Here is a 22908-nt window from a genome sequence, read left to right as displayed (position 1 = left end):
CCGGACCTGATCAACAAGATCGAAGAGTATCTCACCGTTCACAACACCGAACCCAAACCCCTGGTCTGGACCGCGACCGCAGACTCAATCCTCAAAAAAGTGGCCCGCGGCCGCGTCGCCCTCGAATCCATCAAACAAAACTGAGACACACCACTAGTTGGGTTAAATGCAGGAATCCCCGCCCACCGGAGTGGACGGGGATTCCCGTGAAGCAGGGAGTGTTACTTGAGGGTAACGCGGGCGCCGGCAGCTTCGAGCTGATCCTTGGCCTTCTCGGCAGCTTCCTTGGTGGCACCTTCGAGAACAGCCTTGGGAGCGCTGTCAACCAGGTCCTTGGCTTCCTTGAGGCCCAGGGAAGTGATGGCGCGAACTTCCTTGATCACTGCGATCTTCTTGTCGCCAGCAGCTTCGAGGATGACGTCGAAGTCGGTCTTCTCTTCAACCTCTTCAGCAGCGGCAGCCGGGCCAGCAACGGCAACAGCGGCAGCGGTAACTTCGAAGGTCTCTTCGAAGAGCTTGACGAACTCGGAGAGCTCGATGATGGTCAGTTCCTTGAAAGCTTCAATGAGCTCTTCGTTGGTGAGCTTCGCCATGGTGTGGCGTCCTTCCTATAGGTGGTGCTTGGCGGCCTGGGCCGTTGCCTTCACACCGGAGTCTGGTCTGAAAGAGAGTTAGTTCTCTTCGGTGGCTGCGGCTTCGGCCGGAGCTTCGGTCTCTGCTGCTTCTGCGGCCGGGGCTTCTTCAGCGGCGGGAGCTTCGGCAGCTGCCGGTGCACCGTTCTCTTCTTCAAGCTTGAGGCGCAGGGCGTCGATGATGCGTGCAGCAGCGGCAGCAGGAGCCTTGAGGATGCCTGCAACCTTGGCGAGCTGCAGCTCGCGGGACTCGAGTGCTGCCAGGGCAGCAACTTCGCTGGCGTTCAGTGCCTTGCCCTCGAAGTAACCGGTCTTGATAACCAGCTGCTTGTTGGTCTTGGCAAAATCCGTCAGGCTCTTGGCAGCTGCAACTGCGTCACCCTTGATGAACGCGATTGCAGTGGGGCCGGCGAGCTGGCCGTCGAATGCTTCGACACCAGCTTCCTTGGCTGCAATAGCGGTCAGGGTGTTCTTGACGACCGCGAACTTGGTGTCCTGGCCGAGAGAAACACGCAGCTGCTTGAGCTGTGCAACGGTGAGCCCACGGTATTCGGTCAGGACAGCGGCGTTCGATTCCTTGAAATCGTTAGTGATCTCAGCTACTGCTGAAACCTTGGTAGGCGTTGCCATAACCCTCCTTCCGGGGATAGTGCCGGTATTCCGGGTCCCCGCTCAGGTGAGCTAAAACTAAAAACGCCCCGCGCAGATGCACGGGGCTTGGCTCAACACGGTTCATAACCGCGGAGCTTTTGCTTCGTTCACCTGCGCCGGCCGCCCTATGTTCAGGGTCCTTCGTCCGGAAACCCACTGACTCTCCCGCACACAACTGCAGAGTTGAGCTGAGCTCGAAAGAGTGGATTTCCAACAACCGACGGTCTTTGGTAGCTCAAGCTTACGGGACGCCGCGCCGGTCCGCCAAATCGGCGGTCCGCTGGATGTACCAGCTGACACGGCTCAGCTGGTGCTGGGTCCCAGGTCCGGGAGTTCCTTCTGCCAGATTCCGGTGACGCCCGCCGTCGTGAATCCCAACTGCCGGTTGACCGTGAGCAGGTACCGGTTTTCGGGGGCGTTCCAGGTGTAGATCACGCGCGCGTCCGGGAACTGCTCCGTCAGCCGCTCCATGTTGGCCACCTTGATCAGCAGGCCGAGCTTGTTGCCCCGATGGGACTGCAGCACCACGGTGTCGTCCTGGAACACAACGTCCTGGCGCTGCGCCAGGACGCTGATGGTGGTCAGCCCCACCAGGGTGCCGGTGGCAATATGCTCGACGGCGGTCACTACCGTGCGCCGGCCCTGCGCGATGGTGACTTCTTCCGCCTCGCGCAGTATCCGGGCGTCGAACACCATGCTGTCCTCTTCGCCCACGGCGTCGGGTGCGACATCCCCGCCGGCCTGGTTTTCGAGGGCGGCAACGGCCTCCAGCCACCGTCCGGGGCATCGGTCCGTCCAATGGTGCAGGCGGTAGCGGCCGTTGTTCGCTTCCTCGGCCTCGGCCTCAAGCTCCGCCACGAGCTTGGTGTCCAGGGGCAGGGCGCATGAGCTGAACTGCTCGATGTGCTGGAGCGTGTAGCCGGTGCGCCGGGCGAACTCCACTTCGCGGCTGTCCAGCGGCACGAAGCCCAGCCCCGAACCCGGCACCAGCTGCTCGGCTGCGAATTCATGGAGCGAGGTACCGGGGTGGTTGGTGTCCACCAGGATCATCGAGCGGCCCTCGTCGCGGGCAAACTGTTCGGCTGCCTCCAGCAGCTGCCTGCCCACGCCCTGGCCCTGATACTCCGGCAGGATGTCCAGGGTGAACTCGGCGAGGTCCAGGTTGTCGGCCAGGGGCAGTGCAATGTCCACCGTGCCCACTATGGTACCGTCGATTTTGGCCACCAGGATGACCTGCCGCTCGTAGGGATCGTCCAGTTCGAGGAGCTTCTCCAGGGGCGCGTACGCGAGATCGTCGCTGCCCCACGTCTGCATCCGGACCTTGCGCCCTACCTCGACGGCGGCCAGAAAGTCCGCTGCGTCGGGCGCGTCAATGGAATCCGGGATCCACAGCTGCTCGATCCGCACTTCACTTGCCATCATCCCAGCCGTTTCCGCCGCTCGCCCTTCCGGGCTGCGGGCTCGAGTCCACGCGGTGTGTCCGTCGCCAGCATATGCCGGTTAGCACCGGCGCTGCCACTCGCCGTCGTACCCTGCCGGACGGAAGCCCAGGGCAACGTTGATGGCGAGCATATGGTCATTCTCCGCGGCGTTGTACGTGAGAATCCGTTCCACGGAGGGATGCGCCTCCATCATGCGCCGAAGATTCAGCAGCTTGACCAGCATGCCCAGCCGGTGGCCGCGGTGGGGCTTGGCAACCAGTGTGTCGTCCTGGTCCGCCAGCCAAGGCTTTGACGCGGAGTACTGCAGGACCGAATACGCGGCGAGCTCGCCGCTGGACATGTGCCTTGCGACCGCCACGAGCGACTCCTGGCCGGTCTGCTTCCACTCATCCTCGACGTGCCGGACGCGTTTGGCGTCCCACACTTCGGGATCGTAGTGGAGCGCCCCGGCGGGGCTGTCGGTGCTCATTCGCGACATGAGCACCGCAAGCTGGTCCACATATTCGTCGGGGCAGCTGTCCGTCCAGGCGAGGAGTTCGTACCGGTCGCCGGCGAACGGGCGCGCAGCGCGCTCCAGGGCGTCCAGGGCTGCTTCCGACGGCGGCATGTCGAGTGCGCTGAAACGCGTCACCTGTTCCAGCGTGTAGCCGGCCGCCGTCGCGAACTTCACCGCACGCGCATCGGACGGAATCCCGCCCGTCCCGGTTCCTGGTTTCAGGATGCCGGTCCCGTCAGGATCAAACCCTGCAGCATGTTCGGTGAAGCTCTGCAGGGTGCTGCGGCCGTGGCCGGCGGCGAAGGACTCGGCGTGCCGCAGGAGGGCCCGGCCGACGCCCCGGCCGGTGAATTCGTCCAGGACGTCCACGCGCACTGTGGCGTCCTGGAGGTTTTCCTGCTGCGGCAGCCTGACCCAGGAGGTCGCCACCATGCGGCCGTCCAGCCGCACAAAGAAGAGCCGGAGCTGTTTGTAGTCATCGTCGCGCCACGCTTCGAGCCGGGCACTCCGCGGCGTGGCCCGGTCAAGGTTCCCCCAGGTCTGCAGCACCAGGGCATCGCTCAGGTCGCTGAATTCGAGGAAATCAGCGGCGTCCGGAGAATCGAGGGAAGCAGGCAAAACCAGCGGCTCTATGCGGTACGCGGGCGTCGTCACTGGATCAGCCTAGCCGCCCGGCCATCCGCCCTCCAGAGCCTCGCTGCGCCTTTCAGAGCCCCGCAGCGTCCGGCAACCGCCGGCGGAAAAGCAAAGGACCGCCCGGCGCAGTGCCGGGCGGTCCTTTGAGCCTGCCGGATTACCGGCGGGTGTTTCGCGAGGATTAGACCTCGGTCAGCACCTTGGTGACGTTGGGGTCGACGGAGATGCCGGGACCAAACGTGGTCGCAACAGTCGCCTTCTGGATGTAGCGGCCCTTGGAAGCGGACGGCTTCAGACGAAGCACCTCTTCGAGAGCGGCGGCGTAGTTCTCAGCCAGCTTGACGGCGTCGAACGAAACCTTGCCGATGATGAAGTGCAGGTTGGAGTGCTTGTCGACGCGGAAGTCGATCTTGCCGCCCTTGATGTCGTTGACAGCCTTGGTGACGTCTGCGGTCACGGTGCCGGTCTTCGGGTTCGGCATCAGGTTACGCGGGCCGAGGACCTTACCGAGGCGGCCAACCTTGCCCATGAGGTCAGGGGTGGCAACGGCTGCGTCGAAGTCGGTCCAGCCGGCTGCGATCTTTTCGATCAGGTCATCGGAGCCCACGAAGTCGGCGCCGGCAGCGATTGCTGCCTCTGCCTTGTCGCCGGTTGCGAAGACGAGGACGCGGGCGGTCTTACCGGTGCCGTGCGGCAGGTTGACCGTGCCACGAACCATCTGGTCGGCCTTGCGAGGGTCAACGCCCAGGCGGAAGGCGACCTCAACGGTGGCGTCGAACTTGGACGGGTTGGTGTCCTTGGCGAGCGTCACTGCCTCGAACGGCGCGTAGAACTTCTCCGCGTCGATCTTGGCGGCGGCTGCCTCATATGCTTTGCTGCGCTTTGCCATGCTGCTTATTCTCCTTGTGCAGTTGTGGTCTGCGGACCGCGCTGGGCCCTGCCACAGTTGGCTGATCCGGCTGTTTTATCCGGACCGGATTTCCAACATTTCAATGTTTCAGTGGTGCCGGTTTCCCGGCGGTGCTGCCCGACGTCGTCGTCGGTTTCCCGAACCCGGCGCCGCATCAGCGGTGAGGAAATTAACCCTCGACGGTGATACCCATGGAACGGGCGGTGCCGGCGATGATCTTCGCTGCGCCTTCGAGGCTCGTGGCGTTGAGGTCTTCCATCTTGGTGGAGGCGATCTCGTTGACCTGGGCCTGGGTCAGCTTGGCAACCTTGACGGTGTGCGGGGTAGCTGAACCCTTGGCGACGCCTGCAGCCTTCTTGATGAGCTCTGCAGCCGGCGGGGTCTTGGTGATGAACGTGAATGAACGGTCTTCGTAGACCGTGATTTCAACAGGAATAACGTTGCCGCGCTGGGCTTCCGTCGCAGCGTTGTACGCCTTGCAGAATTCCATGATGTTGACACCGTGCTGGCCAAGCGCAGGACCGATCGGCGGGGCCGGGTTGGCGGCACCTGCCTGGATCTGCAGCTTGATGAGGCCGGTGACCTTCTTCTTGGGAGCCAATGTAGGGTCCTTCTCTCAATTGCGTCCTGGGACACAGGAGCGTGCCTCAGGTGGTTGACCGCCATGGCGAGGCGGTCGGCCGTCCAGGAGCTGCTAAGCGGGCAACTCCGGGACGAATTCTTGGGGTGGCCAGCTAGATCTTGGTGACCTGGTTGAAGGCCAGCGTGACCGGGGTCTCGCGTTCGAAGATGGACACCAGCACCACGAGGGTCTGGGAATCGATCTTGATTTCGGAGATCGTGGCAGGGAGGGTCTCGAACGGACCTTCCTTGACGATGACCGATTCGCCGACCTCGAAGTCGACGTCCACCGGAGCGGCAGCGTGCTTGACCGGCTTGCCCTTCTCGGCCTGCTCCTCTTCGAAGACGGGGGCAAGCATGGAGAAGACCTCGTCGAGACGCAGCGGAACAGGGTTGTGGGCGTTGCCCACGAAGCCGGTGACGCCCGGGGTGTGGCGGACGGCGCCCCATGAGGCGTCGGTCAGGTCCATGCGGACCAGCACGTAGCCGGGGATGCGGACGCGGTTGATGACCTTGCGCTGGGCGTTCTTGATCTCAACGACTTCTTCCATCGGCACCTGGATTTCGAAGATGTAATCTTCCATGTCCAGGGTCTGGATGCGCGTCTCAAGGTTGGCCTTCACGCGGTTCTCGTAACCGGCGTAGGAGTGGATGACGTACCAGTCACCCTCCTGGCGGCGCAGCTTGGCCTTGAACTCCTCGGCGGGATCGACGTCGGCCTTTGCGGCCGCGGCGGCCAGGACGTCTGCCTCTTCGGCGTCAGCTTCCTCTTCGTCAGAGTCGACCTCGTCGGAGTCAGCTTCGTCGTCGGCTACATCTGCATCGTCGTCGTCGTCAGTTTCGGCGTCAGCGTCAGTTTCGTCGTCGGAATCGGGTGCAGCAGACTCAACCTCAGACCCTTCAACGGCCTCAGCCGCTGCGTCCTTGGTTTCATCCAGCTCAGTCTCAGTTACCTCGAGCTCCTGCTCAGACACTTGGTCTCCTGCTTCCTCATTGCCTAACATGCCTATTTAAATGGCTCAATTCCGCACACTCCGCAGTCCGTTCCGGTTTCCGGAAGGACCCACGCAGTCTGCGGACCGATCGCCTTAGCGGTCCCTGGCGCCTGTACCGCCGAAGACCCAGCTCACCGCGGTCCCGAAGCCCAGGTCCAGCAAGGTGACGATGACCATCATGATGACCACGAATACCAGCACCACGAGCGTGTAGTTAATCAGTTCCTTGCGGGTGGGTGCGACAACCTTCTTCAGCTCGCCGATGACCTGGCGGACGAAGAGTGCGATGCGAGCGAAGAAGCCGGCCTTGGCGGCGTTCTTTGCGGGGCGGCCCTTGGAGCTGCTTGCAGCTGTTTCGGTCACCTGTTCCTCACTCATCCTCGCAAAATGTCGGATTACCCGGCTCTGAACTGAACCATGGTTGCTGCGCTTGCTCCGGCTTTCCGCCGGAACAGCTTGCGCAGGGCAGACAGGACTCGAACCTGCAACCTGCGGTTTTGGAGACCGCTGCGCTACCAATTGCGCCACTACCCTATGGATCAAAAACCGATCGAGGCCGCGCTTCACCCAAGGTTTCCTGAGGCGCACGTCATCATCGTGTTTTCAACACCGGAGAACTAGTCTACGCAACAACTTCGCGTACGTCGAACCAGCCTCGTTTCGGACCGTCCTGCGGCGGTGGATTCCTGACTGCGCCGCAGTCACAAAGCCGTGCCCCACCTCGAACGATCCGGTGAACAGCATAGAGTAGATTTCGTCGAATTCCACCATTCAGCTAACCAGCTGCAAGCGAAGAACGGACCTGCCATGTCTGCCGCCCGCGTTTCCCAACGCATTTCCGCCATTGCCGAATCCGCCACCCTGGCTGTCGACGCCAAGGCCAAGGCACTTAAGGCGGCCGGCCGGCCCGTGATCGGTTTCGGCGCCGGCGAACCGGATTTCCCCACTCCGGGCTACATCGTCCAGGCCGCCATCGAGGCGGCCAGCCAGCCGAAGTACCACCGGTACTCCCCCGCCGGCGGCCTGCCGGAGCTGAAGAAGGCCATCGCCGAGAAGACCTTCCGGGACTCCGGGTACAGGGCCGATGCTTCCCAGGTGCTGGTCACCAACGGCGGCAAACAGGCCGTCTACAACACCTTCGCTACGCTCTTGGACCCGGGCGACGAAGTGATCGTTCCCACGCCGTTCTGGACCACCTACCCCGAAGCCATCCGCCTCGCCGGCGGTGTACCCGTGGAGGTCTTCGCCGGGCCGGAGCAGGACTACCTGGTCACCGTGGAGCAGCTCGAAGCGGCCGTCACGGACCGCACCAAGATCCTCTTGTTCGTCTCGCCGTCCAACCCGACAGGCTCCGTGTACTCCCCCGAGCAGGTGGCGGAAATCGGCCAGTGGGCCGCTTCCAAGGGCCTGTGGGTGGTCACCGACGAGATCTACGAGCACCTGACGTACGACGGCGTTCCCTTCACCTCCATCGCCACGGCCGTCCCCGAGCTGGGCGACAAAGTGGTCATCCTCAACGGCGTGGCCAAGACGTATGCGATGACCGGCTGGCGTGTGGGCTGGATGATCGGCCCGGCTGATGTCATCAAGGCCGCCACCAACCTGCAGTCGCACGCCACGTCGAACGTGTCCAACATCCCACAGATGGCCGCCCTGGCAGCTGTGTCGGGGCCGCTCACCGCCGTCGACGAAATGAAGGTCGCCTTTGACCGCCGCCGCAAGGCGATCGTCGCCGGACTCAATGCCATTGACGGCGTTGAATGCCCGACGCCGAAGGGCGCCTTCTACGTCTACGCGGACGTCCGTGCCCTGCTCGGCAAGGAATACCCGACGGCGAACGGTCCGGTCCGCCCTTCGACCTCCGCCGAACTCGCGGCGCTGATCCTGGACGAGGTGGAGGTTGCCGTGGTGCCCGGTGAGGCATTCGGCCCGTCCGGCTACCTGAGGCTGTCCTATGCACTCGGCGACGACGACCTCGCCACCGGTGTCGCGCGCCTCCAGGACTTCCTGGGCAAGGCCAATTAACCGACGCTCTCTCACTTCCTGCAGGAAAATCGCCAACGCTCTCTCACCTGGTGAGAGAGCGTTGGCGCTTAAGCGACGGGAAGTGAGAGAGCGTTTGTGCCTGGGCGACGGGAAGTGAGAGAGCGTCCGGAGTGGGTTAGAGGAGCCGGCGCTCGGCCGCCCACTTGGTCAGTTCATGGCGGCTGGAGAGCTGCAGCTTCCTGAGCACCGCCGACACATGGGTTTCCACGGTCTTGATGGAGATGAACAGCTCCTTGGCCACTTCCTTGTAGCTGTATCCCCGGGCAATCAGCCTCATCACCTCAAGCTCGCGGGCCGAGAGCTTGTCCAGTTCGTCGGCGATGTCCGCCGGGGCGGTGCCAAAGGCGTCCAGTACGAAGCCCGCCAGCCGCGGCGAGAAGACGGCGTCGCCGCCCGCAACCCGATAGACGGCGTCCGTGATCTCCGCCCCCGAAATCGTCTTGGTGACGTAGCCGCGCGCGCCGGCGCGGATCACGGCCACGACGTCCTCCGCCGCGTCCGACACGCTCAGGGCCAGGAACTTGGTGGTTCCCCGAAGGGCCGCGGAGCCGGCGATGACTTCACGCCCTCCTCCGCCCAGGCCGCCTGGCAGGTGGACGTCGAGCAGCACCACTTCCGGGCGGGTCCGGCCGATCACCTCGATGGCCTGTTCCACCGTCCCGGCCTCTCCGACCACCTCTATGCGCGGGTCCAGGTCCGCTTTCAGGCCGGAACGGAAGATGGCGTGGTCATCCACGATCACGACGCGTACCGTCCGTCCCGGATCCCCGGCCCTACCGTCCAGTGCTGGAGTGCTCATGACTTCCCTTCCCCGTTGTCCTCCGCGGCCGCAGGCAGCTTCAGCCGGACCTCCGTGCCGTCAGGACTGCTGTTGATCTCGGCGGTGCCGCCGTGCCGCTTCATCCGGCCAATAATTGACTCCCGCACACCCAGCCTGTCCTCCGGGACCGTATGGAGTTCGAACCCGGAGCCGCGGTCCTTGACGAAAACTTCCGCGCCGCCGTCGGATACCTCCAGGTACACGGAGACCGGCCCGCCGCCGTGGCGGGAGGCGTTCAGCATGGCTTCCCGGCTCGCCTGGACCAGCGCCTCATGCCTGTCGGTCATGGCCGTATCCCCCACGCTCACGACGTCCACCGCGTTGCCGAGGCCGTCCTCGACCTCCGCCGCCGCCGCCTTGATCCGATCGGAAAGCTGGCCGGCGTCCCTGGCCGGGTCCCTGAAGAGCCAGCCGCGCAGTTCGCGTTCCTGCGCCCGGGCCAGCCTCACAACATCGTGTTCGTTGGCGGCGCGGCGCTGGATCAGCGCGAGGGTCTGCAGGACCGAATCGTGCAGGTGGGCGGCGATCTCCGCCCGTTCGGTCTCGCGCACCCGGCCTGCGCGTTCGGTCTCAAGGTCGCGCCAGAATTTCAGGCCCCAGGGAAGCAGCACCAGCGCCACTCCGCCGAGAACGGCCACGGACGCGAGCAGTGCCAGCCAGGTCTGCTCCCAGGATCCGGACCCGGACACCATGACCAGCACTCCGGCCACCACCAGCGCGAGGCCCGCGGCCAGCCGTGCCCATCCGCCGGCCTGGTCCGCCTTGGTCTTGTCCACCAGGCCGGCGCGGCGCGTTTCATCGAGCTGCATCCAGGCGATGGCGGCACCGCCGAGGATGGCGGCCGCCGGGATCAGGGTCCCCAGCGGCACCTCGACGCCGAGCAGCCTGGCGATCAGGATCGCGGCAACGAGCAGCAACCCGGCACCGAGCAGGATTTCCTTGCCGTAGCGCATGTTGCGGACGCGGAACCAGGCACCGGTGCCCGGAACAGCAGCGGATCCCGGCGGCTGGGAGGGGATCCCGGCGTCGTACGGTCCGGACGGCGCGGGACCCGCCGCAGGGGTGTAGCCACCCGGATCCGCAGCGCGGGCGGAACTACCCGGAGGCGGCGGAACCGGGCCAGGCGCATAGCCCGGCGCGTACGCACCGCTCCACAACGGAGGCTCGACGGCGGGTGCCAGGTTGGGCGGCAAGCTCACCGCGGGGGCAATCGGCGACGCCGGCCGCCGGGCATCGCGCTTGGCGCTCTCGTCTGCGGTGGGAACCATGATCCAGAGCCACGCATAGAACACCAGGCCTGCCCCGCCGGCGAGCGCGGCCACCGCCATGCCGATCCGGACCATGCGCACCGGCCAGCCCAGATGGTCGGCGAGGCCCGCGCACACGCCCGCGATAATGCGGTCGCTGCTGCGGACCAGCGGCGGGCGGACGGGGACTGTGGTCATGCATCCATCCAAACACGGATCAGGGTTTCGGGAGCCCGTTTTAGGGGTGGACCGGGGGTAAGTCAGGGACGGCTCAGGGTCTTCCCCAATAGAGGCTCATGGCCCCGCACGGCAGGATCGAAGTATGAACTCGCAGAACCCCACCCCAGATGCAGGGCAGCAGCCCGCCAACCCGTCCGACGGCCAGTCCGGATCCGGCTCCGAACCTCGGACGGAACCCCCGACCGGGCCGCAGGCAGAACGTCCCGCCACCGGGCCCCAGGCCGAATCGCCGGCCGAAGCGCAGGCCGGGCGGCGGACAGAGCAGCAGACTGAGCCGTTGCTCCCGCCCCTCGGTCCCTCGCAGGAAGTTCCCGGCACCCCGCCGCCGGGCGGTCCCGGCTTCGGCGCCGATCAACCCGGCTACGGCCGGCCGCCCCAGCAGCTGAACTTCTTCGACTGGATCCGCAGCCACGGCATCCACCGCGGACGCGACCGCTGGATCGGCGGCGTCTCGAGCGGCATCGCAGAGCGCATGGGCATCGACCCGCTGATTGTGCGAGGCGTGTTCATCGTGCTGACGCTGTTCGCCGGCATCGGCGTCCTGCTGTACGGCCTCGCCTGGGCACTCCTGCCGGAGCCGGACGGCCGGATCCACACCCAGGAAGCGGGTGCCGGACGCTGGACCAGCGGCATGACCGGCGCGCTCATCACCACCATCCTTGGCCTCACCGGCATGGGCGGCGGATTCTGGGGCTGGGGGCATGACGGCTTCGGCTTCTTCTGGGCCCTCTTCTGGGTGGGCGGCGTCATCTACCTCATCTACTTCCTCACCCAACGCAATAAGAACCGCATCGGAGCACCTATGAACGCCACCCAGGCCGGCACGCAGCCTGCCTACGGATATGCCGCCCCTGACGGCGGCCCGGCGGCGGGATCCTTCGCGACCGGCACCCAGACCGCCACGGCCCAGTACGGGGCACGGCCGGCGTCGGCTCCCACGCCGCCCTACGGCTCCGCCAGCGAGGGAAATGTCCCGCCCGGCCCGTACGGCGGTTTCGGGAACGTTCCGCCCCACGGACCCGCACCCGTGCCGGCTCCCGTGCCCGCTCCAAAGTCAAAGCCGAACGGCCCCGGCGCACCCGCCGTCGCAATCACCGCGGGCCTGGCCTTGCTGGTGGGCGGCACCCTCAAGGCTCTCGACGCCGGCAACGTCATCGATCTCGGCGACTCCGCCAACGCCGTCGTGTGGGCCAGCGGCGCCGCTGTCCTTGGCCTGGGCATCCTCCTGTCCGGCCTCCGGGGCAGGACATCGGGGATCCTCGGATTCTTCGCCGTGGTCGCACTGATCGTCGGCGGCATCTTCAACAGCGTGCCGAACGGTGACCGCTTCCGCTTCCAGAACGCGGACTGGAACCCCGCCAGCATCGAACAGGCGCGGGAGGGCTTCCAGATCACCGGAGGCCGCGGAACTGTTGACCTGACCGGCCTAAACCTGAACCCGCCGCTGGGCACCGACGTCGTGATCCCCCTCGACGTGACCGCCAGCAACGTGACCGTCGTCATCCCGCGCACGGTTCCGGTCGACGTCAGGGCCGACATGACGCTGGGCAACCTCAACGAGGGTGCGGACAGCCGCAGCGGCATCACCTCCCGGCAGAGCAGCTACAACTCGGACAAGCCCGGCGCCCGCCTGATCCTTCAGATCGACGGAACCGTCAGCAACATCACCATCCAGGAAGGCAACTGACATGAGCAGCTATGACCCCGCACCGAAGACCTCTCCGGTGCCGGAATCCGTCGCAGCGGACCCCCGTGAGCCCGCTCCGGCCCCGGCCCGCGTCGGCACCATCGTCTGGGGGCTTGTGGTGCTCGCACTGGCGGCGCTCATCATCATCTCCCAGCTGGGGATCGTGGCTCTGAACGGAACCTATGTGCTGATCGGACTGATGATCGGGGCCGGCGCCGCACTGGTGATCGGCGGCCTGCTCTCAGCCCGCGGACGTGACAACAGCTCAACAACCGGGAAGTCTTGAACCATGGAAAAATTCTTCAGCATTGTCAGGGGCCTCGGCCTGAGGCGCGGACCGGAGCGCTGGCTGGGCGGCGTGTGCGGCGGAATCGCCGCGAAACTGAACGTGGACGTTGCCTTCGTCCGGATCGGTTTCCTGCTCTTCTGCCTCCTGCCCGGACCGGCCGTCGTGTTCTACCTTGTGGCGTGGCTGATCCTGCCGAACCAGAACAACGGCATCGCGCTCGAGTCCTTCCTCGAGAAGCGCGCCATGAACCGGTAGTGACCGCCGCAAGGCCGGTGACCGCCGTCGACCGTCAAAAAAGTGCCCCCGTTCCCACCGGAGCGGGGGCACTTATACGTCACGGCTGGGCGCGGTGTAACCGTTTGTGTCCTTCCCCACACTGCGCATTAGACTCTAGGTGAGCTCAGCGTGGCGCTCTGCCTGCTATACCTTCGAACCAGGATTTGAGCCGAGAAAATGAAAATTGGAATCCTCACCAGCGGCGGCGACTGCCCCGGACTGAACGCCGTGATCCGCGGCGCCGTCCTCAAGGGCATCGCCATCCACGGCCACGAATTCGTGGGGTTCCTCGACGGTTGGCGCGGAGTGGTTGAGGGAGACATCATTCCCATTCCGCGCACCTTGGTCCGAGGCATTGCCAAGCAGGGCGGCACCATCCTGGGTACGTCCAGGACCAACCCGTTCGAAAACGGCGGCGGGCCCGAAGTCATCAAGGGCCACATGGACCGGCTCGGCATCGACGCCATCATCGCCATCGGCGGCGAAGGAACCCTCGCCGCGGCCAAGCGCCTCACGGACGCCGGACTGAAAATCGTGGGCGTGCCCAAGACGGTGGACAACGACCTCGACGCCACGGACTACACGTTCGGCTTCGACACGGCCGTCCAGATCGCCACCGAGGCCATCGACCGCCTGCGGACCACGGGCGAGTCGCACCACCGCTGCATGATCGCCGAAGTCATGGGCCGCCACGTCGGCTGGATCGCCCTGCACGCGGGAATGGCCGCCGGCGCCCACGCCATCCTCATCCCGGAGCAGAAGGTCAGCATCGAGCAGATCGTCGAATGGGTGAACGAGGCCCACGACCGTGGCCGCGCCCCGCTCGTCGTGGTGGCCGAAGGCTTCGTGCCGCAACACATGGAATCCCCGCACTCCGAGCGCGGCCTGGACACCTTCGGCCGTCCGCGGCTGGGCGGCATCGCCGACCAGCTGGCGCCGGAGATCGAGGCCCGCACCGGTATCGAGACCCGCGCCACCATCCTGGGCCACATCCAGCGCGGCGGCGTCCCGTCTGCCTTTGACCGTGTCCTGGCCACACGGCTGGGCATGGCCGCCATCGACTCCGTGGTCGAGGGCCGCTGGGGCACCATGGTCTCGCTGAACGGAACAGACATCGACCACGTTGGCTTCGAAGCGGCCCTGGGCAAGCTCAAGACCGTCCCGCAGCACCGCTACGACGAAGCCGCGGTCCTCTTCGGCTGACCCGCAACTCCCTTGGCCCGAACGGGCAGTTAAGGCCCTCTATGCCCGCTTTTTGAGGGCATTCATTGCCCGTTCGCGCTGTCCGGCGGGGCCTAAGTGTCCGTTCGCGCTATCCGGCTGGGCTTAAGTGTCCGTTCGCGCTTTTTGATGCGGGGTTGGCGGGGGTCGGTAGGCTTGGAGCATGAGTCTTGACCCCGGTTCCGCCGCCATCATCCAGCTAGCCTGGGCGCGCCGCTTGGGGCTCGACGACGGCGCCTTCGCCACCGCGCTCGAAACCGGGGAGCGGCTCACCAGGGTCGACGAAGCTGCGCGCTCCGTCCAGTTTGTCCGCCTCTTCGGAAGCTCCGCGCTGGTGGGCCCGCAGTGGGCGCTGGACGCCGCCGTCGGAATCTCCGACGAGGAGATGGCGCAGCACGTCACCCTGCTGACCATCACCCGCCGGCACGGCGGGCACGGTCTGGGCTCGGCTGCCCTCTTCTTCGCGGACGAACTCCCCCTGCTGCAGCCCTCCGGGGAGCTGACCGTCTCGCACGGCCACCCCGAGGCCATCGAGCTCGAGGGCCTGTGCCCTCCGGACGACGTCAACGAGGTGGGGCTCTCGGACCTCGAGAACCGCTACACGATCATGCATGACGAGGACGGCCGCAAGGTGCCCGTGGCCTGCGGCGCGTACGCGGAATGGGAAGGGATCCTGGCCCACATGGGCGTCCTCGTGGCACCGCAGTGGCGGCGCCGCGGCGTGGGTTCCCTGGCCGCTTCGATCGCCGCGCACGAGGCCCTCGCCTCCGGGCTGACGCCGCAGTGGCGCGCCGACGTCAGCAACAAGGGCTCGCTGGCAACGGCGCGCAGCCTGGGCTTCTCCACCGGCGGCATCCAGACCAGCGTGCTGCTGGGCTGAGGACGCCCACCCGGCTACGGCGTCCTGGACTCGGAACTCTCTGCTGCCGCCGGCTGCTGGCTGCCCCAGCCCTGCACGGGCTTGGGCCGGGCGAAGAACAGGGCCACGGCCGCGCCCAGCACGATCACGGCGGCAGGCAGCATGATGGACTGGCTCATCGCCGTCGAGAACCCCTCGTGGAGGGCATCCGGCAGCCGGCCGCCGAAACTCACAGGCTCGCCCGCACCGCCACCCGATGCACCAGGCGGCGGAGGAAGTTCGGCCGCGAGCCGGGCCTGCATGAGGACCGCGATCGCGGCGCTGCCTAGGACTGCGCCGATCTGGCGAGTGGTGTTGTAGACGCCGGCACCGGCTCCCGCCTGCCGCGGCGGCAGGTTGCGGGTGGCCGTTGAACTCAGCGGCGCCCAGATTCCGGCATTCGCGAAACCGAGGACAGCACTCGGCAGCAGGAACAGCCACACCGGGGTGTCCGGATGCATGAGGGCGGAGTTCCAGAAGAGCGCCACCGCCATGAGGAGCAGCCCGCCGGACGTGATGTACTTCGGGTTGACGCGGTCGATGATGCGGCCCACCACCGGTGCCAGGCCGCCGGAAATCAGCGCCATCGGGACCATCATGAGGGCCGACTGCGTGGGGGTCATGCCCCGCACCATCTGGTAGTAGAAGATCAGGGGCAGGCCGAAGGCGGTGACCGTGAAGCCCACCGTGGTGATCCCGATGTTGGCCAGCGAGAAGTTGCGGTCCCTGAACAGGGACAGCGGGAGCAGCGGCTCGCCCTTGTTGACCGCCTGCCAGCCGACGAACAGCGCCAGCACCACGATTCCGCTGATGATCAGGCCCCAGACCGTCACGGGGCCCGTGATGGTGCCCCAGTTGTACGTCTCGCCTTCCTGGAGCCCGAAGACGAGCAGGAAAAGCCCGACGGCGCTGAGCACCACGCCGGGGATGTCGAACCTGTGCGGGTGGGTGGTGAGGGACGGGACCAGGCGCCAGGCGAGGATGAAGCCCACGATCCCGATGGGGACGTTGATGAAGAAGATCCATTCCCAGCCGAGTCCGTCCACCAGCACGCCGCCGAGGATGGGACCCACCAGCGTTGCCACGCCCGCGGTGGCGCCCCACAGGCCCATGGCGGCGCCGCGCCGGTCGGGCGGGAAGATGCGCGTGATCACGGCCATGGTCTGGGGCGTCATCAGGGCGGCGCCGAGGCCCTGCAGGACGCGGGCCGCGATGAGCATGTGGACGGTGCCGGACAGGCCGCACCAGAGCGAGGCCAGCGTGAACACGACGAGCCCGGAGAGGTACAGCCGCTTGGGGCCGAACCTGTCACCCAGTCTCCCGGTGATGAGGAGCGGGACCGCGTAGGCCAGCAGATAGGCGCTCGTGACCCAGATGACGGCGTTGATGTCCGTGTCCAGCCCCTCCATGATGCTCGGGTTGGCCACAGAGACGATGGTGGTGTCGATCAGGATCATGAAGAACCCGATGACGAGGGACCAGAGGGCAGGCCACGGCCTGGTTACATTCTCCAAGGACTCAGCCCAGCAGGGCCTTGATGTCGGCGCGGGCGAACATCTCCGCGGCGGCGCGGGCCGAAGGGGTACCGGCGTCAGGATCCGCGCCGGCGTCCAGCAACACGCGGGCAACATCGGTGTAGCCCTTGAAGACTGCTCCGGCCAGCGGGGTCTGCCCGCGGTCGTTGGCGCCGTTCGCGTCGCCGCCGTGGTACAGGATCAGCTGAACGGTTTCGGCGTGGCCGTGGTAGGCCGCGAGCATCAGCAGCGAATCACCGGCGGCGTTGGTCAAGGTGGCCGGCGCGCCGGCGTTCAGGTAGCTGCGGAGCACCTCCGTCTCGCCGTTGCGGGCCGCATCGAAGAGGGTATGCGCCAGGGCAAGCGTTTCCTCGTCGGGCTGCTGCGACGGCGCGGGCTGCTGCGACGGCGCGGGTTCCGCCCCGGGTGCGGTGGAGTCTGTCATCTGTGGGTCCCCCTCAGGAATCCGGTCTGCCTGCCGACCACCTGGCCGGCGTCGGGAGCCACGATCACTTCCTGCGCGGCTGTGTACGGTTCGGTCCCGTCCATGACCGTCAGTATTTCATCCGGCGCGACGGAACGCTTTATGACCGCCAGCGCAATGGGCCCCATTTCGTAGTGCTGGGCCACCGACGTAACAGTCCCCACCTTGCGCTCCCCCAGCAGCACTTCGCTTCCGGGAGCAGGCATGGTGTGCTGCGAGCCGTCGAGCTGGAGGAACACCAGGCGCCGCGGCGGGTGGCCGAGGTTGTGCACGCGCGCGATGGTCTCCTGGCCCTTGTAGCAGCCTTTGGCGAGATGCACGGCGGTACGGAGCAGGTCCAGTTCGTGCGGAATGGTCTTTTCGTCGGTTTCAGCGCCGAGCCTCGGCCGCCAGGCCGCGACGCGCAGGGCCTCGGCCGCCGAGACGCCGGCTAGCGGCCGGTCGCCCAGCGTTGCTTCAAGCTCAGCTGCCGGCACCAGGTATTCGAACCACGGGCGTTCGGCGCCGGGATGCTGCTCTTCGCCAACCACCGAGTAGGCATACCCGCCGGCACCGACATGCGGCCAGGGGTCCTGCCAGACCTTTAGGCCGGACCACTCGGGCACCGCCCTGGTGGACCCCAGCACGGTCCAGGCGTCCGAGACGTCGGCGATTTCGACGCGCAGCATGAACTTCATCTTGTTCAGCCACTCGGCCAGCGGGGCAGCCTCGGCGGCCTCGACGATCAGCCAGGTGGTCCCGCCGTCGTCCACCACCCGGGCATCGAATTCGATGCGTCCCTGGATGGTCAGGAGCAGCAGCTCGCTGGACTCACCGGGCTGGAGGTCGGTGACCTGCTGGGAGGACAGCGTGTTGAGCCAGCTCAGGCGGTCGGGTCCGGTGACGGTGACCACTCCCCGGTGGGACAGGTCGACGACGGCGGTACCGGCCGCGAGGGCGCGCTGCTCGCGCAGCGGCTCACCGTAGTGGGACGCGACGCCGGCATCGGCACCGCCCGCCTCGACGGCTCCCGGGCGCGACAAAAGAGGGCTCTTGATAGTCATATGTAGGGAACGTCCTTGGCTTGTCGGGTATTCCGGTCGGTCGGAATCGGTGACCGGCCTCGGCAGTCCCGGCCGCCGGGTTCCCTCAGCGGTACTCCGGGTTTTCGAAACCGAACTTTGATCCGGCCTTCCATTCTTCCGGAAGGTTGCCGTAAGGGGGAATCCCGCCGGCATCCTTGAGCATCCGGGCATGATGCAGGAGGTTCCACGTCATAAACGTGGTGTTCCGGTTGGTGAAGTCGCTCTCCGGGCCGCCGGACCCTTCATCGAGATAGCTGGGCCCGGGCCCCACCGGACCGATCCAGCCGGCGTCGGCCTGCGGCGGGATCGTGAACCCGATGTGCTGAAGGCTGTAGAGGACGTTCATGGCACAGTGCTTGATCCCGTCCTCGTTGCCGGTGATGAGGCAGCCGCCCACCTTGGGGTAGTAGGCCCACTGCCCTTTCTCATTGAGCTCCCCCGAATGGGCATAGAGGCGCTCGATGAGTTTCTTGGTCTGCGATGAGTTGTCCCCCAGCCAGATGGGCCCTGCGACCACCACGATGTCGGCCTCTTTAACGGCGGGATAAAGCTCGGGCCATTCGTCGGTTTCCCAGCCGTGCTCGCGCATGTCCGGATACACGCCGCTGGCGATGTCATGGTCGACCGTCCGGATCAGCCGCGTGGCCACGCCCTGCTTCTCCATGATCAGCCGGCTCACGGCGATCAGCCCCTCGGTGTTGCTCTTTTCAGGCGAGCGCTTGAGGGTGCCGTTGAAGTACACGGCCTTGAGGTCGCTGTAGTCCGCCGGGCTTGTCGCTTCATCCACTTGGTGCTCCTGGGTCGCTGCGGGCAGAGGAATATGGGACCTCAGTCCAACGTAGCGGAGGGGACGGCCAAGGGGACAGAGCCAGCGGCTCCGACGGTCAGGAAACCTGTCAGGAGACTTTTCGCAGGAACGCCGAGGCGTGGGCTTCGAGGCCGTTGCCCGGTTCCGAAGAGGCGTCCCGCGTCGGGGACGAGCCGGTGGCGACATCCCAGCGCCAGAGGAGGTTTCCGTCCACCAGGCCGAAGATCCGGGTGGCGGCGCTGTACTCCTTGGAGTGGCTGCCCCGCATCACCATGTCGGTGCTCAGCCGGATCTGCGGCCCCTTGATCTGGCCGTAGTAGAGCTCCGAGATCCCGCCCGGGTGGGCAATGGAGACGGCAATATCGAATCCGCCGTCCGTGTTCCGGAGGGCCTCCACCTCGTCAGCGCTCCTGAGCGCCGGAACGATGTCCCCGGGGATCAGGCCGGGGCCGCTGTCGGCGTCGATTTGCTTGCGCTCAAGCGCCCAAAAGCCGGTCTCGACGGTGAGAGGCCGGAGTCTGGTGCCGTCGTCGGCGGTCAGCCAGCTCTCCGCACGGTACTGAAGGTACGGCAGCCCGTTTTGGATGAAGGACACGTGCTGGAAAAAGTGTTCTGAATCTTCGTCGCCGGACCCGAGTCGGCCGCTGCCTTCCCACTCACCAATGAGCCAGGAAAGCGGAACCAGTTCTGGGGTCAGGTCCGTGGGGATCTCAATCGGCACAGCTGTTTACCTCTGGAAACTGCTAGCAGGGCGAAAGTGCGGTTCTACTTCTGGCCTTTAAACAGGCGGTAGACCACAAAACCGGCAAACCAGGCCATGGACAGGCTGGCGACGCCGAGCAGGACAAGGAAGAAAATTTCATATGCAAGTACGGACATGATGCCATCCTAACGCGTCAGGAGATGAGTAGTTTGTCTATGAAGTAAGCCAGTGAACCGACCGCCGAGACGGGCGCCAGGCCCATGCCCAGGGCGGCCGGAAAGTTCAGCGTGGTCCCGCGGAGGGTGACAAGCCGGCGGAAGCTGACCAGGACCGCACCCACTACAACGCCGAAAACCGCGGCGGGCAGGACTGCGATATCGGAAAACACCAGCCCGGCCAGCGGTCCGGCCAGCCCGGCAAGAGCGATTCCCAGCGGAGCAATAATCCGGTCGGGCCAGCGGATGAGGCCGGCGAGCAGTGCGACGGCGGCGCTTACGCCGGCAACCAGCAGCATTTCCTTGACGCCGTTGAACCGGGCCCCCGCGATCCAGCCGGCTCCCAAACAGGAGAGAAGGACGCCCACGCAGCAGCCCAGAATCGATTCCAGCCGCTGCGCCTGGCCGGTCCCTCGAATCAGCTGGACCAGAAACACTGCTGAGACGCCCAGGGCTATGAAGCCGGGGGTCCAGTCGAGGTAGCCGGGGGCGGCAACACAGGCGGCGGCCACGGCGGAGCCGACACCCGGCAGGCCGATCACGGCCGCCAGGGTTTTCTTGGCGGGTATCCCCAGATAGTGGGGCCAGCCGATGCCGACAGCCAGGGCAACAACGATGGCGACCGCCAAGAGTACGTCCGGCGTCCGGTAGACACTGGCGATGATGGTGGCCAGGCCTGCCAGGCCAATGACACCGATGCTCCAGGACTTCAGCGTGCGGCCGGCGGCCTCCGGAGCGCTCACCTCAGGCGCGGCCATGGCGTACTCATCTCTGACTCTGCACTCAACTTCGCTGCGTCCTCATCCTGGCTGTGCCGTTGACGGGCAGGGCTACGCGCCCTGACGGTTTCAATCCTGCCTTATGTGACTGCCATATGTCGCAAATGCGGCGCGCTGCGGGCGCGGGTCAGTGTCTGTCAGGGGGCCGTTAGGTATACTCAAAGCTCAGCTACGCTTCCTGCGACAGGAACCGGACGCGCTGGTTTGCCAGCGTTGCCGCCCCGCCGCAGCCAGCACAGTACCGGCCGGTGAAAGCCCGGTTCAGTCGCCCAATGATGCGCGGACGGCCCCTTGGAGGAACAATGTCGCACATCCTGTTACTGACGAACAGCACCGGATCATCGGTGGACATTTTGCCTGCCTTGGAGCTCTTGAACCACCGGGTGCACATCCTCCCCGCCGAGCCCACCGCCCTGCTGGAGACGGATCCCTGCGACATCGTGCTCCTGGACGCGCGGAAGGACCTCGTGGGGGCCCGCTCCCTGACCCAGCTCCTGAAGGCAACCGGCCTCAGCGCTCCGCTGGTGCTGATCCTCACCGAAGGCGGCATGGCCGCCGTCTCCTCCGCGTGGGCCGTCGATGACATCGTGCTGGACTCCGCGGGGCCAGCCGAGGTGGAGGCAAGAATCAGGCTCTCCGTGGCCCGGGCGGTCCCGGAGAAGGAAGACCTTCCCACCGAAATCCGGGCCGCCGGCGTCGTCATTGACGAGGCAAGCTATACGGCGCGGGTCAACGGCGCCATCCTGAACCTGACATTCAAGGAGTTCGAGCTCCTCAAGTACCTGGCGCAGCACCCCGGCCGGGTGTTCACGCGCCAGCAACTGCTGACCGAGGTGTGGGGCTACGACTACTACGGCGGCACCAGGACCGTGGACGTCCACGTCCGGCGGCTGCGGGCCAAACTGGGTGCCGACCACGAGAACCTGATCAGCACCGTGAGGAACGTCGGCTACCGGCTCACCCTGGTGCGGCAGCAGGAGGACGAACTCACCGAGGCCTGAGGGCCCCGAAGCAGGCACACCCGGATTAAAGCAGAACGGCCCGGACTCTTTCGAGTCCGGGCCGTTTGGCGTTGCTTCACGCTTCAGTGGAGGACATACGGGTCGAACGTATCGAGGCCACCCCAGTGGTGGATCCCCCCTACAAACTTCTTCCTGGAAACTGCTTCAGGAAGCCGGATGAGATAACGACTATACGGGCCGGCGGGGCAGGCCACAAATCGGGCGCCCCCGCCTGCCGGGCGTATAGCCTTACAGCATGAGTGCTGCGCATCCGGAGAACTGGCCCGTAGTCGTCGTCAAAGGCGGTGGTGATGAAGAGCTGTTGCGGGACATCAAAACCCTGCTGGCGGCCGCTGAAGAATCTGATGGCAATCCCTCCATCTCGGAACAGACCCTGGTGACGCTTCGTGCCGCGGATACCGGCTCCCACTCGGTGCTGACCCTGGCCCTCTATGCCCCTGAGGAGGATTCCGATCCCGCCACTGCCCAGGACCTCGCGGGTTTCGCCGTGGTGGTGGACGAGGCTGACGGCACGGGCGTCCTTGAAATCGCTGTCCATCCCAGTTACCGGAACCAGGGCGTCGCGGACCGGCTCGTGGGCACCTTGAAGTCCTCGCGCGGATTCGACGGCCTCCGGGCCTGGTCCCACGGCAACCACGAGGCAGCAGCGGTGCTGGCTGCCCGCTACGGCTACGGCCCCGTCCGGGAGCTGTGGAAGATGCGGCTCACCACCGCGGCGGCTGAACTGCCCGACGTCGTTCTTCCGGACGGCGTGGCGCTCCGCGCCTTTGTGCCGGGCAAGGACGAAGACGCCTGGCTTGCGGCCAACCGCGCCGCCTTCGCGCACCATCCCGAGCAGGGCTCCATGACCAGGGCGGACCTCGAGGCCCGGATGGAGGAGCCGTGGTTTGACCCCGCCGGCTTCCTGCTGGCCGAGGACCGCGAGGGGCAACTCCTTGGCTTCCACTGGACCAAGGTGCACCCCCGGCACGGCAGCCACCCGGCGATCGGCGAAGTGTACGTGGTGGGCGTTACGCCGGCCGCGCAGGGCATGGGCCTGGGCAAGGCGCTGACCGTAGCCGGAATCAGGCACCTCCAGCAGCAGGGACTCCACGCGGTGATGCTGTACACGGATGCGGACAACGCGCCGGCGGTTTCGCTGTACCGGGGGCTCGGCTTCACCCGCTGGGACGTTGACGTCATGTACGGGCCGCTGGCCGGACGTTAATCAAG

Annotated in this window: 24 protein-coding genes, 1 tRNA gene and 1 pseudogene; 9 read left to right on the top strand and 17 right to left on the bottom strand. The window is 66.0% G+C overall.

Annotation, left to right across the window (positions count from 1 at the left end; translation table 11 throughout):
* Positions 1-144: pseudogene (locus ASG92_RS27425) on the top strand (IS630 family transposase); the annotation flags it as partial.
* Between the two features lie 77 nt (positions 145-221).
* Here ASG92_RS27425 and rplL read toward each other — a convergent pair.
* The 9 genes from rplL to ASG92_RS15480 all read right to left on the bottom strand — a co-directional run bounded on the left by rplL (position 222) and on the right by ASG92_RS15480 (position 6917).
* Positions 222-593, bottom strand: coding sequence for a 50S ribosomal protein L7/L12 (gene rplL, locus ASG92_RS15520; protein ID WP_056630030.1), 372 nt, complete (start codon positions 591-593; stop codon positions 222-224).
* Between the two features lie 78 nt (positions 594-671).
* Complete coding sequence (gene rplJ, locus ASG92_RS15515) at positions 672-1262, bottom strand: 50S ribosomal protein L10 (RefSeq protein ID WP_011692822.1); 591 nt, start codon at positions 1260-1262, stop codon at positions 672-674.
* A 324-nt stretch (positions 1263-1586) separates the two neighbouring features.
* The gene (locus tag ASG92_RS15510) at positions 1587-2702 is read right to left on the bottom strand and encodes a GNAT family N-acetyltransferase (protein WP_056630038.1); all 1116 of its coding nucleotides are present in this window, start codon (positions 2700-2702) and stop codon (positions 1587-1589) included.
* Between the two features lie 81 nt (positions 2703-2783).
* Entirely contained in the window at positions 2784-3875 is a 1092-nt protein-coding gene (locus ASG92_RS15505) for a GNAT family N-acetyltransferase (protein WP_056630027.1), read from the bottom strand.
* 163 nt (positions 3876-4038) lie between these two features.
* Positions 4039-4746 (bottom strand): 50S ribosomal protein L1, encoded by a 708-nt coding sequence (gene rplA / locus ASG92_RS15500; protein WP_056630023.1) that lies wholly within the window; start codon positions 4744-4746, stop codon positions 4039-4041.
* A gap of 190 nt (positions 4747-4936) precedes the next feature.
* Entirely contained in the window at positions 4937-5368 is a 432-nt protein-coding gene (rplK, locus tag ASG92_RS15495) for a 50S ribosomal protein L11 (RefSeq protein ID WP_003803853.1), read from the bottom strand.
* Between the two features lie 133 nt (positions 5369-5501).
* Positions 5502-6362: a transcription termination/antitermination protein NusG gene (gene nusG / locus ASG92_RS15490; RefSeq protein WP_056630020.1), complete on the bottom strand. Its 861-nt coding sequence runs from the start codon at positions 6360-6362 to the stop codon at positions 5502-5504.
* Positions 6363-6476: 114 nt separating this feature from the next.
* The gene (secE, locus tag ASG92_RS15485) at positions 6477-6761 is read right to left on the bottom strand and encodes a preprotein translocase subunit SecE (protein ID WP_056630018.1); all 285 of its coding nucleotides are present in this window, start codon (positions 6759-6761) and stop codon (positions 6477-6479) included.
* 83 nt (positions 6762-6844) lie between these two features.
* Positions 6845-6917 (bottom strand) — tRNA-Trp (locus ASG92_RS15480).
* Positions 6918-7190: 273 nt separating this feature from the next.
* Between ASG92_RS15480 and ASG92_RS15475 the strand changes: the two genes are divergently transcribed.
* A complete protein-coding gene (locus ASG92_RS15475; RefSeq protein WP_056630016.1) occupies positions 7191-8408 on the top strand; it encodes a pyridoxal phosphate-dependent aminotransferase in 1218 nt (405 codons plus the stop codon).
* 136 nt (positions 8409-8544) lie between these two features.
* Here the strand turns inward: ASG92_RS15475 and ASG92_RS15470 are convergent, their stop codons facing one another.
* Both ASG92_RS15470 and ASG92_RS15465 read right to left on the bottom strand, forming a co-directional pair.
* Positions 8545-9228: a response regulator transcription factor gene (locus ASG92_RS15470; RefSeq protein ID WP_056630013.1), complete on the bottom strand. Its 684-nt coding sequence runs from the start codon at positions 9226-9228 to the stop codon at positions 8545-8547.
* Positions 9225-10694 carry an ATP-binding protein gene (locus ASG92_RS15465; RefSeq protein ID WP_056630011.1) on the bottom strand — a complete coding sequence of 490 codons (1470 nt, stop codon included), beginning with the start codon at positions 10692-10694 and terminating at the stop codon, positions 9225-9227. The genes ASG92_RS15470 and ASG92_RS15465 overlap by 4 nt, the downstream gene beginning before the upstream one ends.
* Before the next feature lie 124 nt (positions 10695-10818).
* Here ASG92_RS15465 and ASG92_RS15460 point away from each other — a divergent pair, with 124 nt between their 5' ends.
* The 5 genes from ASG92_RS15460 to ASG92_RS15440 all read left to right on the top strand — a co-directional run bounded on the left by ASG92_RS15460 (position 10819) and on the right by ASG92_RS15440 (position 15089).
* Positions 10819-12423 (top strand): PspC domain-containing protein, encoded by a 1605-nt coding sequence (locus tag ASG92_RS15460; protein ID WP_056630009.1) that lies wholly within the window; start codon positions 10819-10821, stop codon positions 12421-12423.
* 1 nt (position 12424) lies between these two features.
* Positions 12425-12709: a hypothetical protein gene (locus ASG92_RS15455; RefSeq protein WP_056630006.1), complete on the top strand. Its 285-nt coding sequence runs from the start codon at positions 12425-12427 to the stop codon at positions 12707-12709.
* A 3-nt stretch (positions 12710-12712) separates the two neighbouring features.
* Positions 12713-12967, top strand: a complete 255-nt coding sequence (locus ASG92_RS15450; RefSeq protein ID WP_056630003.1) for a PspC domain-containing protein — start codon at positions 12713-12715, stop codon at positions 12965-12967.
* A gap of 198 nt (positions 12968-13165) precedes the next feature.
* Positions 13166-14191 (top strand): ATP-dependent 6-phosphofructokinase, encoded by a 1026-nt coding sequence (locus ASG92_RS15445; RefSeq protein ID WP_056630000.1) that lies wholly within the window; start codon positions 13166-13168, stop codon positions 14189-14191.
* A 181-nt stretch (positions 14192-14372) separates the two neighbouring features.
* Complete coding sequence (locus ASG92_RS15440) at positions 14373-15089, top strand: GNAT family N-acetyltransferase (RefSeq protein ID WP_056629999.1); 717 nt, start codon at positions 14373-14375, stop codon at positions 15087-15089.
* 14 nt (positions 15090-15103) lie between these two features.
* Here ASG92_RS15440 and ASG92_RS15435 read toward each other — a convergent pair whose 3' ends face one another.
* The 6 genes from ASG92_RS15435 to ASG92_RS15410 all read right to left on the bottom strand — a co-directional run bounded on the left by ASG92_RS15435 (position 15104) and on the right by ASG92_RS15410 (position 20608).
* Entirely contained in the window at positions 15104-16621 is a 1518-nt protein-coding gene (locus ASG92_RS15435; protein ID WP_056629996.1) for a DHA2 family efflux MFS transporter permease subunit, read from the bottom strand.
* Positions 16622-16625: 4 nt separating this feature from the next.
* Positions 16626-17066, bottom strand: a complete 441-nt coding sequence (locus ASG92_RS15430; RefSeq protein WP_056629994.1) for an ankyrin repeat domain-containing protein — start codon at positions 17064-17066, stop codon at positions 16626-16628.
* Positions 17063-18148, bottom strand: a complete 1086-nt coding sequence (locus ASG92_RS15425) for a glycine cleavage T C-terminal barrel domain-containing protein (protein ID WP_056629991.1) — start codon at positions 18146-18148, stop codon at positions 17063-17065. The genes ASG92_RS15430 and ASG92_RS15425 overlap by 4 nt, the downstream gene beginning before the upstream one ends.
* 85 nt (positions 18149-18233) lie before the next feature.
* Positions 18234-18956, bottom strand: a complete 723-nt coding sequence (locus ASG92_RS15420; RefSeq protein ID WP_056629989.1) for a flavodoxin family protein — start codon at positions 18954-18956, stop codon at positions 18234-18236.
* A 109-nt stretch (positions 18957-19065) separates the two neighbouring features.
* Complete coding sequence (locus ASG92_RS15415; RefSeq protein ID WP_056629986.1) at positions 19066-19698, bottom strand: FABP family protein; 633 nt, start codon at positions 19696-19698, stop codon at positions 19066-19068.
* Between the two features lie 175 nt (positions 19699-19873).
* Positions 19874-20608, bottom strand: a complete 735-nt coding sequence (locus ASG92_RS15410) for a hypothetical protein (protein ID WP_056630035.1) — start codon at positions 20606-20608, stop codon at positions 19874-19876.
* Positions 20609-20976: 368 nt separating this feature from the next.
* Between ASG92_RS15410 and ASG92_RS15405 the strand changes: the two genes are divergently transcribed.
* Together ASG92_RS15405 and mshD are read left to right on the top strand one after the other, a co-directional pair.
* Positions 20977-21675 (top strand): response regulator transcription factor, encoded by a 699-nt coding sequence (locus tag ASG92_RS15405; RefSeq protein ID WP_056629983.1) that lies wholly within the window; start codon positions 20977-20979, stop codon positions 21673-21675.
* 256 nt (positions 21676-21931) lie between these two features.
* Positions 21932-22903, top strand: a complete 972-nt coding sequence (mshD, locus tag ASG92_RS15400; protein ID WP_056629980.1) for a mycothiol synthase — start codon at positions 21932-21934, stop codon at positions 22901-22903.
* Positions 22904-22908 lie beyond the last annotated feature (5 nt).

It is taken from the genome of Arthrobacter sp. Soil736 (assembly GCF_001428005.1).
In the GTDB taxonomy this organism is placed as follows: domain Bacteria; phylum Actinomycetota; class Actinomycetes; order Actinomycetales; family Micrococcaceae; genus Arthrobacter.
Note: the sequence above shows the minus strand (reverse complement) of the source record. Positions and strands in the feature narration are given on the sequence as shown.

Excerpts from the sequence above, each read along its gene's own strand:
- rplL (WP_056630030.1), bottom strand. The coding sequence starts at position 593 with ATGGCGAAGCTCACCAACGAAGAGCTCATTGAAGCTTTCAAGGAACTG.
- rplJ (WP_011692822.1), bottom strand. The coding sequence starts at position 1,262 with ATGGCAACGCCTACCAAGGTTTCAGCAGTAGCTGAGATCACTAACGAT.
- ASG92_RS15510 (WP_056630038.1), bottom strand. The coding sequence starts at position 2,702 with ATGGCAAGTGAAGTGCGGATCGAGCAGCTGTGGATCCCGGATTCCATT.
- rplA (WP_056630023.1), bottom strand. The coding sequence starts at position 4,746 with ATGGCAAAGCGCAGCAAAGCATATGAGGCAGCCGCCGCCAAGATCGAC.
- secE (WP_056630018.1), bottom strand. The coding sequence starts at position 6,761 with ATGAGTGAGGAACAGGTGACCGAAACAGCTGCAAGCAGCTCCAAGGGC.
- ASG92_RS15475 (WP_056630016.1), top strand. The coding sequence starts at position 7,191 with ATGTCTGCCGCCCGCGTTTCCCAACGCATTTCCGCCATTGCCGAATCC.
- ASG92_RS15470 (WP_056630013.1), bottom strand. The coding sequence starts at position 9,228 with ATGAGCACTCCAGCACTGGACGGTAGGGCCGGGGATCCGGGACGGACG.
- ASG92_RS15465 (WP_056630011.1), bottom strand. The coding sequence starts at position 10,694 with ATGACCACAGTCCCCGTCCGCCCGCCGCTGGTCCGCAGCAGCGACCGC.
- ASG92_RS15460 (WP_056630009.1), top strand. The coding sequence starts at position 10,819 with ATGAACTCGCAGAACCCCACCCCAGATGCAGGGCAGCAGCCCGCCAAC.
- ASG92_RS15455 (WP_056630006.1), top strand. The coding sequence starts at position 12,425 with ATGAGCAGCTATGACCCCGCACCGAAGACCTCTCCGGTGCCGGAATCC.
- ASG92_RS15450 (WP_056630003.1), top strand. The coding sequence starts at position 12,713 with ATGGAAAAATTCTTCAGCATTGTCAGGGGCCTCGGCCTGAGGCGCGGA.
- ASG92_RS15445 (WP_056630000.1), top strand. The coding sequence starts at position 13,166 with ATGAAAATTGGAATCCTCACCAGCGGCGGCGACTGCCCCGGACTGAAC.
- ASG92_RS15440 (WP_056629999.1), top strand. The coding sequence starts at position 14,373 with ATGAGTCTTGACCCCGGTTCCGCCGCCATCATCCAGCTAGCCTGGGCG.
- ASG92_RS15430 (WP_056629994.1), bottom strand. The coding sequence starts at position 17,066 with ATGACAGACTCCACCGCACCCGGGGCGGAACCCGCGCCGTCGCAGCAG.
- ASG92_RS15425 (WP_056629991.1), bottom strand. The coding sequence starts at position 18,148 with ATGACTATCAAGAGCCCTCTTTTGTCGCGCCCGGGAGCCGTCGAGGCG.
- ASG92_RS15405 (WP_056629983.1), top strand. The coding sequence starts at position 20,977 with ATGTCGCACATCCTGTTACTGACGAACAGCACCGGATCATCGGTGGAC.
- mshD (WP_056629980.1), top strand. The coding sequence starts at position 21,932 with ATGAGTGCTGCGCATCCGGAGAACTGGCCCGTAGTCGTCGTCAAAGGC.